Here is an 11931-nt window from a genome sequence, read left to right as displayed (position 1 = left end):
CCGCCGCCGAACAGCACAGTTCGGTGGCGGGCAGCCGAATTCCCCGGCAGGGGTCAGAGCGTGGCGCCGATGCGGGCGCGCAGCCCTTCGGCGAATGTGCGCGCTGCCGCGAGATCGGCCGCGTTCGGTCGTCCCTTCCGGATACCGCCGACGAGCTTGAACGGGAGGTAGGTGTCGAACGCGCGACACGAGAAGGTGTCGACCACCTCGAAGCCCTTCTGCTCGAGAAGCCGCACGAGGGGGCGGGAGAAGCGCTGGAATCCCGCTTCGGGAAATCCACTGGTGGCGAACACGAATGCCTTGCCTCGCCGCCCCACCGGAAGCGACTGAACGAACTCGCGCAAGTCAGCGTGGAACGATCCCAGGAAGATCCCCGAGCCGAACCCCACCAGGTCATAGGTGGCGAGCTCGGCCGCATCGACCTGGCCGGGTTCGACAACACGGGCCTCCAGGGCCTGCCCCATGACGTCGGCGACCCGCTTGGTGTTGCCGTGCGACACCGAGGTGCACACGATGATGGCCTTCATAACTATGTCCCCCTTCACTTTCCGCATTCGAGTCCGGCGCTCGCTGGACCGAGTCACCGGCTCCCATCTGTCCTGCCTCGACCCTAGCGGTTGCGGCGGGGCGCGCTGAGCCCAGCAGATCCCATGCATCGCTGAGAATTCGAGCGCGGGCGGCTGAGTCTTCTCGTTCGGCGGAACAGCGCGCTCACGGTTCCGAAATCTCGTCCCGCGATCCCGCGATCCACGCCGCGATCTGTGCCCGCGAGGTGAAATCCAGCTTGGTCAGCAGGTGCTCCACATGCCCCTGGGCGGTTCGCGGTGAGATGACGAGGCGAGTGGCGATCTCCCGATTGGTGAGCCCTTCGGCGACCAGTTCGGCGACTTCCCGTTCCCGTTTCGTCAGCTTGCGACCGGTAACGTCGGCCGGTGCCTGCGCGGTGTGTTCACCCAAGGCATAGGCGATCGCGGCGTCGAAACTGAGCGCAGCGCCTTCCCGCTGGGCGGCGGAGTACCTCCGATTGCTCAGTGCCTGTCGCGTCCGGCGCTCGTACTCTTCTTGGTGGACGCTCAGGTCCGAAAACATCACCGGCACCGTGCCCACCGACCGGCCGATCCGCTCGGCGGCCGCGGTCAACACGACAGCACGCTCCGCATCCTGTCCTTCGGCGGCGATCCACGCCAGCGCTTGCAGGCAAATACCCGCGTTCGCACGATCTTTCAGCATCCGGCTCAGCCGCAGTGCCTCCGCGAGCAACTGAGTCGCCCGCTCGGGATGGCCCTGCCGCCACAGCGCGAAAGCCAGCCACCACAGCACGTAGGACTGGAAAATCGTACCGCCGTGCTCTTCGGTGAGCGCGATCGCGTGCTCGTAGTACTCGACTGCCCTGTCGGTGTCGTCGCGAAACTCGTGGGTGAGACCGAGGAACATCACAGCATCGACCCGGAACGGGACTTCAGCTCGTTCCTCGTACACCCGGATGGCTTTCTCGAAATATGGGCGCGCGGTGGATGGGTCCCCACCGAACAGTGCGAGGACTCCGTCGGCGAAGTCGATGTGTGCGCGAGCCAGTGGATCGGGCGCCTGCTCGACGCGCGCTCGCCCATCACGCACCAGACGCGCCACCGCGGGAAGGTCGCCCTGCACCGCGGCCATCAGCGAGGCGACGTAGATCGCGGCGGCCTGGTCGACGGTGGCTGCTCCGGTGCACCGGGCAAGCAGGCGCTCGAGCCAGCGCCGCCCCTCACCGAGCAAGCCCTGAAAGAACCAGGAGCTGGAAAGAGCTACGGCGAGCCGAATCCCGGCTTCGGGGTTGTCGGACACGCAGAATTCCAGCGCCTGCCGCAGATTCGGTTGCTCCCTGTTCAACCGGGAAATCCATTCGAGCGCTCGGGAACTGGTCATGCCGGCGTTCGCATCGAAAGCAAGCCGTTGATACCAGTCGCGGTGGCGGCGGCAAACCTCGAGATATTCGCCCGACTGGCGCGCCTTTTCCTGGCCGTAGTCGCGCACGGTGTCGAGCATGTGGAACCGCATCGAGCTACCCGACTCCTCCCGGATGAGGATCGACTTGTCGACGAGGAAGGCGATCGTATCCCAAAGGGTCTCTGCCGCAGAATCATTCCCGCAGACGAACTGTGCGGCCTCCAGGTCGAAGCTTCCGGCGAACACCGACAGCTGGGACCACACTCGTTGCTCGGACGGTGTGCAGAGGTCGTAGCTCCAGTCGATACACAGTCGCAAGGTCTGTTGCCGCGCCGGGGCGCCTCTCCTACCACGCGTGAGCAATGCGAACCGATCGGTCAACCGCTGCAAGATCTGCTCGGGTGACATCGCCCGCAACCAGGCCGTCGCCAACTCGATCGGCAACGGCAAGCCGTCCAGCTGACGGCAGATCCGGGCGATGGTGACCTTGTTGTCCTCGGTCAGCTCGAAGCCCGCGACAGCCGCGGCGGCCCGCTCGGCGAACAATCGCATCGCGTCGTTGCGGGACAGGCTCCTCGGTAGCCGATCGGGATCGGGGACCGCAAGCGGGTGTACCGGCAGTACCGCTTCTCCGTCGAGGCCGATCGGCTCGCGACTCGTCGCGAGAATCCGCAACCCCGGGCACGCACGAAGCAGCGACTCGGCGAGCTTGGCCACCCCGGCCACCATCTGCTCGCAATTGTCCAGCACGAGAAGCAATTCCCGATCGGCCAGGAACTCGGCGAGCACGTCGAGCAAGGGCCGCACCGACCGGTCCTGCAACCCCAGCGCGGCCGCCACGATGCTCGCCAGCAGCGACTCGTCACGCACCTCGCCGATCTCCACGAAAACCACGCCGTCGGCGAAGTCACGCTGCGCGTCAGTGGCCACCCGCACCGCCAGCCGCGTCTTGCCCACCCCACCCATCCCGGTCAACGTCACCAACCGCGCGGCCGACAACGAGTTCTTCGCTTCGGTCAACTCCGTGCGCCGGCCGACGAAACTGGTCAGCTCCAACGGAACCCTGCCCGGTCGGCCCGAACCCGAAGAAGACTCCGGCGGTCGAGGCTCGCGCGATCCGCGCGAGGGGGACGTTCCCTTTCCGTCTGGCTCGGCCCCATGCTCGGCCGAGGACGGGGTGTGCAAGGCCATCTCGTCGACGGGGAAACCATGGTGGCGTTGCGATGCCTGAAGTTGCTCACCCAGTTCGGCCGCGGACGGGCGGCTGCGCGGGTCGCTGCCCATGGCTCGTTCGACGATGGCGCTGACATCCGCGGCAATGCCCTGCTCCCGCAGATCCGGGACCGGCTCGGAGGTGATCCGAACGAACTGCGCCACCACCTGCTCACCGCTGCGACGTTCGAAAGCGGCATGACCGGTGATCGCGGCGAACAACGTCGCGCCCAAGCCATAGACGTCCGTGGCTGGACTCGGTGACTGGCCCGCGACCACTTCCGGCGCGGTGAAAGCCGGCGTACCCGTCACGATGCCGGTGCCGGTGACGAAACCGCCTGCGAAATGGGCGATTCCGAAGTCCACCAGCGTTGGCTCGTCGTAATCGGTGAAAAGGATGTTCGCGGGCTTCACATCGCGATGCAGAACCCCGAAGCGATGCGCCGTCTCCAGAGCTCCAGCCAGCTTCACCCCGAGGCGCAGCACCTCCTGCAACTCCAGTGGCCCGTCGCTGCGGATCCGCGCCTCGAGAGAACTGCGCGGGTAGTACGGCATCACGAGAAAAGGCCGACCATTGCCGGTCACATCAGCGTGGAGGACATGCACGATATTGGGATGCCCGGTCAATCGACCCGCGGCCCGCTGCTCGCGGAAGAACCGCTCCCGATTGTCCTCGTCGAGATCGGCGGTGAGCACCTTGACCGCTACCACACGATCGAGCTCGGCCTGCGTGCACCGGTAGACGGCACCGAACCCGCCGCGGCCGATCTCCATGGCGTCGTCGAACCCGGCCGCCGCCAGCTCCGCCGCGACCGAACCGGACGCGTCACGTTGCGTCGCGAAGGGATCGGCGTCGGTCATCGACTACACCGATACGTCCGAACCACGCCATGGCAACAGCATCATTGTCCTGCTCGCCTCTCGATGACTACCTCGAGAATATCGCCGGGTGAGGGACCACGGGTCTCGTTGCCGCCCGCGTGCGGGGAACCGGTTCCGCCGTGTTGCCGGCGCGGTGCCGCAACGCGACGGCCGAGTCGCAGGCCGGGGGCGGAAAGGAGCCGTGACCAGGATGGACTGCGCGATATCCTGAGCACGGCACGAAGCAGGACCGGCGCATGGGCGAAAACGATTCGTTGAAGACACAGCGCGCCGTGATCCCCGAGATCACGGCGGAGCTGGCGGCGGTCGGATTCGCAGACGCGCACGAGATCGGGCGCGGCGGATTCGGGGTGGTGTATCGGTGCACCCAGGTCGCTTTGGACCGGACGGTGGCGATCAAGGTGCTCACCGCCGACCTGGACGAGGGGAATCAGGAGCGGTTCGTCCGGGAACAGCGGGCGATGGGCAGGCTGACCGGGCACCCCAATATCGCGGAGGTGCTCGAGGTCGGCACCACCGCCACGTCCGGGCTGCCCTATCTGGTGATGCCCTACTACCCGCAGCATTCTCTCGACGCCCGTGTCCGCAGTCACGGTCCCCTGTCGGTCGAGGAGGTGCTTCGTCTGGGGGTCAAGCTCGCCGGGGCTCTCGAGACCGCACATCGGCTCGGCATCCTGCACCGCGACGTCAAACCCGGCAACATCTTGATCACCGATTACGGTGAGCCGGCGCTGACCGATTTCGGCATCGCGCGAATTCCCGACGGGTTCCACACCGCGACCGGCACGGTCGCCGGTTCACCCGCGTTCACCGCACCGGAGGTACTGGGCGGTGCGGCACCCACCCCCGCCGCCGACGTGTACGGACTCGGCGCGACATTGTTCGCCACGCTGACCGGGCACGCGGCGTTCGAGCGACGCAGCGGCGAGCAGGTGGTGGCGCAATTCGTGCGGATCACCACTCAGCCGCTGCCCAACCTGCGCGAGCACGGCATCGATGACGACCTCGCGCAGGTGATCGAACATGCCATGGCCCGCACCTCCGAACAACGGCCCTCCGCGGCGGCATTGGGTGAGCAACTGCAACGACTGCAGGCCGGACGCGGGTTGCCGGTCGACGAGATAGCCGTGCGGGCCGAAGCAGATGGGGGGCGGCCCGAGAGCGCTCCGGTTTCCTTGATTCCGCCGACCACCGGTCGCTCGCCGGTTCTGGGTCCTGTGCCGTCCGCTTCGTCGGTCAGCGCAAAAGCGCCTCATCCACTCGAGCTGACGAGCTTTGTCGGCCGCCGAGTCGAACTGGCCGAGGTCAAGAGTCTGCTGGCACGCTCCCGGCTGGTGACGTTGACCGGGATCGGTGGGGTCGGCAAGACCCGACTGGCGACGCGGGTCGCCACCGGGGCGCAACGGGATTTCGCCGACGGGGTGTGGCTGGTCGAGCTCGCCGAGCTGCACGACGGCGGCCTGCTGCCGGAGGTGATCGCCACGGCTCTGGAATTGCGACCACGCCGACGGCTGGTTCTCGAGGTGCTGGTCGACCACCTGGCTTCACGGCGGCTGCTGCTGGTGCTGGACAACTGCGAACAAATCGTCGATGCCGCGGCGAAGGTTGCCGAGACCTTGCTGCGGGCGTGCCCGGCACTGCGGATCCTCACCACCAGCCGCGAGCCCCTTGGCATCGGCGGGGAGTCCGTCCTACGCGTGCGACCGCTGACCGTTCCCGATCCGGATCGGCGGCCGACACTGCGCGGTGCGCCGCGCTACGACGCGGTCACCCTGTTCGTCGAGCGGGCCGCCGCGGCCGTGCCAGGCTTCGCCCTCACCGAGGACAACCTCGCGACGGTGACCGAGATCTGCCGCCGCCTCGACGGGCTGCCCTTGGCGATCGAGCTGGCCGCAGCCCGGCTGCGAGCGTTGTCACCCGAGCAGATCCGGCAACGCCTCACCGATCGATATGCGCTGTTGACCCGCGGCAGCCGCACCGCGCCGAGCCGTCAGCAGACCCTGCGGTGGTGCGTCGACTGGAGTTACTCGCTGTGCACCAAGGCCGAACAAGCAGTGTGGGCCCAGCTCTCGGTGTTCGCAGGCAGCTTCGAACTCGACGCGGCCGAACAGGTCTGCCGAGACGACCTCGGCGACGAGAACCTGCTCGACGTGCTGACCGCCCTGGTCGACAAATCCATCCTGATCAGGGAGGAGTCGGGTCCGGCGGTGCGGTTCCGGCTGCTCGAGACGGTACGCGAATACGGCCGCGACAAACTCGACGAAACTGGTGAATACACGAAACTCCGACGCCGACATACGGATTGGTACCGGCAACTGGCCGAAGACGCCGAGGCAGATTGGATCAGCCCCCGCCAGCTCGACTGGATCGCCCGCCTCGACCGCGAGCAACCCAACCTGCGCGAGGCGTTGGCCTTCTGCCTCGACGACACCGAATCGAAATCCGAGGCCGCGCTGTCGTTCGCGGCGGCCCTGCAGCTGTTCTGGCTCCCCCGCGGCCAGCTCGGTGAGGAGCGGCGCTGGCTCGACCGCGCCCTTGCCACCGGTCCCGCTGCCGCCACTCCGCTACGCGCCAAGGCACTGTGGCGCGCTGCGCTGGTCACTGCGGCCCAAGACGATTCCCGTGCGCTGTCCGCCCTGCTCATGCAGGCGCAGAGGCTCGCCGAACAGACCGAGCACCCGATCGTGCACGCCTTCGCGGAGCTCACCCAAGCCCTCCGCGCGGTCAGCAGCGGCGGCCCTCCGCCCGTACGCGCCCCTCTCGAAGCCGCCCTCGAATCGTTCACCGCGCAGGGTGACGTCTACGGACAGATATGGACCCTCATCGCGCTCTGCTGGACGCAGGAACTGCAGAGAGATGGCGCGGCACCTCGTCCGTACCACGAGAAGGCGCTGGCGATCGCCGAATCTCACGGCGATTCCCTCCATCGTTCCTATGTCCTGTGGGGCGCGGCCGTGGCCGCGTGGCGCCAGGCCGACCGCGATCGTGCGCTAGCGCTGCTACGGCAGGAATTGCAGCTGACCAGGCAGCAAAAAGATCAATTGATGGGCGGCATAGCCCTGGAGATACTCGCGTGGGTTGTGGGAAGCCAGGGCAGTGCGCGGCGCGCCGCCGTGCTGCTGGGCGCTGCGACAGCACAGTCTCGGTCGACCGGCATCGCCACCGTGCCGTTTGCGACCCTGATGGTCCACCACGACGAGTGCGAACGAGCGGCGCGTCACGAACTCGGTCGGCGAGCATTCGAGACCGCCTTCCGTGAAGGGGCCGCGCTGGACCTCGACGCCGCGATCGGCTACGCCCTGGGAGAGCAACCGCAAGCAACGGCTGCCGGCCCCTCGGCGGAGCTGACCGCCCGGGAACAGGAGGTGGCAGGCCTGATCGCCGACGGCCTCACCAACAAGGCCATCGCCACCCGCCTGAGCATCTCCCTGCGCACCGCGCAGGGACACGTCGAACACATCCTGACCAAACTCGGATTCACCTCACGCGCCCAGATCGCCGCCTGGGTCGCCGAGCGGAGCTAGCCGGTCATCGGCGAACCGTCTACGTCCAGGTCTGCGCGATCGGCTCATTCCATCGCGGCCTTGGCCTTCGGCCAGATGCGGGCCAGATCGATCAGGTGCGCGAGTTCGGCGTCGAAATCGTGCGCGACCACCGGCAATGACGATGGCGCCCCGGTGCCGGCGGGCGGTAGGCCCGCCTTTCTGGCCTGCGCCGCCCGTATCAGCCGATGGGCGTAATCGGTGAGCTCTCGGTCCGATTCGGGCTCTCGCACGGTATTGCGTTGCGTTTCACCGGTTTCGGCCGGGAGGTAAGCGCCTAGGTGAAGCATTGCGTCGCGGATCTCCACGGTCATCCGCAGTAGACGGGTGGCTGGATCCGAGCCGTGCCGCGCATCGACGGGCATGACGATCTCCGGGACCGCCGCGGTGAGATCACGCCACAGCGGCAACAGTCGACGGCAGGTTCTGGTGGCGCGATCCATACCCGCGCGCAGCACCAGCTCCGCGATCAGCGGTATCGCGTGCAGTGTCGCATTGATCGCGACCCACAGGGCGAACGCGGCCTGGACCAGCGACAGTTGCGGTCCGCCGGGCCATCCGGTGGCCAGCTGGGAAAGCGAGAGTGCCAGCGCGCCCCAGAGAACGACATTGCCGGCGATCAGGACGCCACACACGATCCGCGCCGCGCGCGGGGTATCGACATCGCGGAGTACGCCGAGACACGCGCGAGTGAGCACGACCGTGTTGTACGTGACGGCGAAGGCGCAACCGATGACCAGTCCAACCCCCGCGAGGCGCAGGTCGACCGATCGTCCCGAGTATCTCGCCGATGCCACGGCAAGGACTGTCGAGGCCGTCACGGCCGAGGCGAGCAGAGCGGCGTTGCGCTGGTGGCGCCATACGGCATCCGGCTCGGCATCGGCGCTGACGATCCGATCGATGCTGTACTGGTATGTGGTGATCATGAGAACGCCGCCCAGGGCAAGCTGATTCGCCGGGTCGTCGATGGTCGGCGTCGATGCGCACCGGTATACCAGCAGGGTCGCGATGCTCCACAGGCCCGTGTGGTTCACGAGCCGATCCATAACAGCGCCGCCGCCGAGCCATAACCGAACCGACAGGAGAACCGTGACGTAGCCGATCACCGCCCAGGCCAGGACTCCCGGTATCGGAGACGACATCGACGCATCCTCTTGGTCCGGCGGAACTCGTGTCCGGTCGGAGGATACTGCCGCCTCGGGTGCACAACCACGCGGCGCCGGATCACCTATACCCGGCAACCATTGACCTGTCTTGGATTTCATCCGATCGACGGTGCTCGGCGGTTGCGATCGCTCGGATACTTGCGGGCAGTGCGCCACTCGGTGGCCTTCGACACGGCAGCCGAGGTCGAAGCGGAGGTGCGGACGCATGTTGCGGCACGCCGATCCGGCGATGACTCAGCGCAAGTACATGGCTCGCGGGCGGGTGCACCATGACGCTGCGGTGGTGATCCACAGTGCGGTCATGGGCGGGCTCGGTCACCGTGAGCAGGACAGCGACGGTGCAGGACAGATTTCGACTTTTGAGAGACTTTCCGGCGCTATTCGCGGTCTGGAAACGAATTCGGCCCCCGACCGTGTACGCTAAGCGCTGGTCAGGGGCCGTTCTCGGCTCCCCCATCTGGACTCGAACCAGAAACCTGCCGATTAACAGTCGGCTGCTCTGCCAATTGAGCTATAGGGGACTATTCTGGGCGGCTCTCCCGTACTGGGCGGGCCGAGGTGAAACTTTAGCGTATTGCCGGGCGGGTTCCCAAATCGCGCGTCTACCTGGGGTGATGCCGGGGTGCGCGTGGGGTTGGTGGGGTACCTGGTGTCTCAGGGGTAACTCGGTGCCGGATCGACAGGCGGACCGGGCGTCGGGCAGGATGGTAGCCGCGCACAGGCGATTGGGAGGAGCTCGAGGAATGCTGCGGTTGATCATCGGCGTCGCGGCCGGTTACGTGCTCGGCAGTAAGGCCGGGCGGGCTCGCTACGAACAGATCAGCGCGGCCACACGCGCGGTCACCTCGAGTCCGGTGACCCGAAAGCTGGTGCAGGTGGGGCGGCAGCGACTGTCGGACAAGTTGAGCACCCGTCCGCAGCTGGAGCCGATGGTGCCGTTGGACGAGCGCACCACCGTGCTCGTGCCGCACGATCAGCTGCGGCGCCGCTGAGCGACGCGAGCGTAGAGCGAACAGACGCCGCCGACCACGACTGCGATCGGGTCGGCGGTCATCGTCCCGAGCCCAGCCATACTCATCAGCGCCCCGAGCCGCGCTCGTCGATCAGCGGGCAACAGTAGGGCCGCCACCTCGGGAGCGTCTAGCTCTGAGTGACAGACCCGCGATCACCCAGCGGCGAAATCGTCGGAGTTACCCATCGCCTGAGCTTCCAGGCTCTTTCGGTACTGCTCCAGCGCGACAAGATCACCGAACAGCGCCATGTAGGCGTCGGTCTGTTCGGTGGCGGACAGCCGTTGCAGCTTGGATTTCAGCGTCGCGATCTGACGGCCGACCCACGCCTCCTGGGCGCGGGCGAGCACGCCGGTGATGAAGCGCGGGATGTCGTCGACGGTTTTCACCGGCAGCGGCTCGTTGGCGAGTTCGGAGACCAGGGCGCGCAGGGTGAGGTCGTCGGTGGCGTCGGTGACGGCGTTGACCCATTCCGCGCCGCTCAGTCCGGCGGACGCGCCGCCCGCTTCGGCGACCATGGTGCGGACCGCGACGTAGGCGGGGTGGGTGAACGCCTCGGTCTCCAGCGCGTCGAACACCGTGCCCGCGATCGCCGGGTATTGCAAAGCGGCGCAGAGGACTTGGCGTTGCGGCAGCAGCACCGGGTCGTTCGGGTTGGGGCGGGCGGCAGGGTGCTCGGTGACCTTGGCGGTCGGCGCGGGGGCTTCAGCGCGGCGCGGCCCACCGAGACGGTTGCGCTTGGCTTCCTCGCCGACGCGGCGCACCACGGTCTGGATGTCGTCCCAGCCGACCCAGCCCGCGAGGCGGGTGGCGTAGGCCTTGCGGGTGGCGTTGTCCTTGATCTGCGCGACCACGGGGACGGCGCGGCGTAGCGCTTCCACCTGGCCTTCGACCGCGTCCAGGTTGTGTTCGGCGAGCAGGCCGCGAATCACGAACTCGTACAGCGGGGTTCGCCGCGCGATCAGGTCGCGGACCGCGCCGTCGCCGGAGCGCTGGCGTAGCTCGCACGGGTCCTGCCCGTCGGGCGCGACGGCGATGTAGGTCTGGCCCGCCAGCTTCTGATCGCCCGCGAAGGCCTTCAGCGCGGCCGCCTGACCCGCCGCGTCGCCGTCGAAGGTGTAGATGATCTCGCCGCGCCAGAAGTTGTCGTCCATCAGCAGGCGGCGCAGGATCGCCATGTGCTCGTCGCCGAAGGCGGTGCCGCAGGAGGCGACGGCGGTTTTCACGCCGGCGAGGTGCATGGCCATCACGTCGGTGTAGCCCTCGACCACGACGGCCTGGCGGCCCTTGGCGATCTCGCGCTTGGCGTGATCGAGGCCGAACAGCACCTGAGACTTCTTGTACAGCAACGTTTCCGGCGTGTTCACGTACTTGCCGGGCATGGTGTCGTCGTCGAAGAGCTTGCGGGCGCCGAAGCCGATGACCTCGCCGCCGAGATTGCGGATCGGCCACAGCAGGCGGCGGTGGAAGCGGTCGATGGGGCCGCGTTTGCCCTGCTTGGACAGGCCCGCGGCCTCCAACTCCTTGAAGTCGAAGCCCTTGCGGAGCAGGTACTTGGTGAGCGCGTCCCAGCCGTCCGGGGCGTAGCCGCAGCCGAACTGGAGGGCCGCGTTGCCGTCGAAGTTGCGGTCGGTGAGGTATTTGCGCGCCGCCTCGGCCTCCGGCTCGCGCAGCCGGGCCATGTAGAACTCGTGCGCGGCGGCGTTGGCGGCGACCAGGCGGGCACGGGTGCCTCGATCGCGCTGCACCGAGGTGCCGCCGCCCTCGTAGTTGATCTGGTAGCCGATCCGGTCGGCCATCTGCTCGACGGCCTCGACGAAGCCGATGTGCTCGATCTTCTGCAGGAACTTGTAGACGTCCCCGCCCTCGCCGCACCCGAAGCAGTGGAAAAGGCCGTGATTGGGCCGCACGTGGAACGACGGCGACTTCTCGTCGTGGAACGGACAAAGCCCCTTCATGGAGTCCGCGCCCGCACGCTTCAACGCGACGTACTCCCCCACCACGTCTTCGATCCGGACGCGTTCGCGTATTGCCGCGATATCGCGATCAGGGAGTCGTCCGGCCACGCGACGAGTCTAGCCAGTCCGGCGACTACCGAGGCAGCGGCACCGGTTCTCCGGAACGGCGCGCTTCAGGGGTCGATCACACGGACGTCGAACTGCGACCGAACCCCGGCGCGGACCAGCGAGG

Annotated in this window: 7 protein-coding genes and 1 tRNA gene; 3 read left to right on the top strand and 5 right to left on the bottom strand. The window is 67.4% G+C overall.

Annotated elements, in window-relative coordinates:
- Positions 1-53: 53 nt before the first annotated feature.
- Positions 54-527, bottom strand: a complete 474-nt coding sequence (locus ACRWNM_RS02405) for a flavodoxin family protein (protein ID WP_431962958.1) — start codon at positions 525-527, stop codon at positions 54-56.
- Between the two features lie 184 nt (positions 528-711).
- A complete protein-coding gene (locus ACRWNM_RS02400) occupies positions 712-4002 on the bottom strand; it encodes a protein kinase domain-containing protein (RefSeq protein WP_431962956.1) in 3291 nt (1096 codons plus the stop codon).
- 257 nt (positions 4003-4259) lie between these two features.
- Between ACRWNM_RS02400 and ACRWNM_RS02395 the strand changes: the two genes are divergently transcribed.
- The gene (locus tag ACRWNM_RS02395) at positions 4260-7547 is read left to right on the top strand and encodes a protein kinase domain-containing protein (RefSeq protein WP_431962955.1); all 3288 of its coding nucleotides are present in this window, start codon (positions 4260-4262) and stop codon (positions 7545-7547) included.
- A gap of 44 nt (positions 7548-7591) precedes the next feature.
- Here ACRWNM_RS02395 and ACRWNM_RS02390 read toward each other — a convergent pair whose 3' ends face one another.
- Positions 7592-8707, bottom strand: coding sequence for an MAB_1171c family putative transporter (locus tag ACRWNM_RS02390; protein ID WP_431962953.1), 1116 nt, complete (start codon positions 8705-8707; stop codon positions 7592-7594).
- Positions 8708-8936: 229 nt separating this feature from the next.
- On the opposite strand from ACRWNM_RS02390, the gene ACRWNM_RS02385 reads away from it, so the two are divergent.
- A complete protein-coding gene (locus ACRWNM_RS02385) occupies positions 8937-9155 on the top strand; it encodes a hypothetical protein (protein WP_431962951.1) in 219 nt (72 codons plus the stop codon).
- A 24-nt stretch (positions 9156-9179) separates the two neighbouring features.
- Here the strand turns inward: ACRWNM_RS02385 and ACRWNM_RS02380 are convergent.
- Positions 9180-9252 (bottom strand) — tRNA-Asn (locus tag ACRWNM_RS02380).
- Between the two features lie 222 nt (positions 9253-9474).
- Between ACRWNM_RS02380 and ACRWNM_RS02375 the strand changes: the two genes are divergently transcribed.
- Positions 9475-9723 carry a hypothetical protein gene (locus ACRWNM_RS02375; RefSeq protein ID WP_431962949.1) on the top strand — a complete coding sequence of 83 codons (249 nt, stop codon included), beginning with the start codon at positions 9475-9477 and terminating at the stop codon, positions 9721-9723.
- Positions 9724-9896: 173 nt separating this feature from the next.
- On the opposite strand, the gene dnaG is transcribed toward ACRWNM_RS02375, so the two are convergent.
- Positions 9897-11807 carry a DNA primase gene (gene dnaG / locus ACRWNM_RS02370; RefSeq protein WP_431962947.1) on the bottom strand — a complete coding sequence of 637 codons (1911 nt, stop codon included), beginning with the start codon at positions 11805-11807 and terminating at the stop codon, positions 9897-9899.
- Positions 11808-11931 lie beyond the last annotated feature (124 nt).

Source organism: Nocardia sp. bgisy134 (genome assembly GCF_965341865.1).
Classification (GTDB): domain Bacteria; phylum Actinomycetota; class Actinomycetes; order Mycobacteriales; family Mycobacteriaceae; genus Nocardia.
The sequence above is the reverse complement of the archived record's forward strand: the minus strand, read 5'-3'. Positions and strand labels throughout refer to the sequence as shown.

Bases quoted from the DNA above. Each gene is read 5' to 3' on its own strand.
- ACRWNM_RS02405 (WP_431962958.1), bottom strand. From the start codon at position 527: ATGAAGGCCATCATCGTGTGCACCTCGGTGTCGCACGGCAACACCAAG.
- ACRWNM_RS02400 (WP_431962956.1), bottom strand. From the start codon at position 4,002: ATGACCGACGCCGATCCCTTCGCGACGCAACGTGACGCGTCCGGTTCG.
- ACRWNM_RS02395 (WP_431962955.1), top strand. From the start codon at position 4,260: ATGGGCGAAAACGATTCGTTGAAGACACAGCGCGCCGTGATCCCCGAG.
- ACRWNM_RS02390 (WP_431962953.1), bottom strand. From the start codon at position 8,707: ATGTCGTCTCCGATACCGGGAGTCCTGGCCTGGGCGGTGATCGGCTAC.
- ACRWNM_RS02385 (WP_431962951.1), top strand. From the start codon at position 8,937: ATGTTGCGGCACGCCGATCCGGCGATGACTCAGCGCAAGTACATGGCT.
- ACRWNM_RS02375 (WP_431962949.1), top strand. From the start codon at position 9,475: ATGCTGCGGTTGATCATCGGCGTCGCGGCCGGTTACGTGCTCGGCAGT.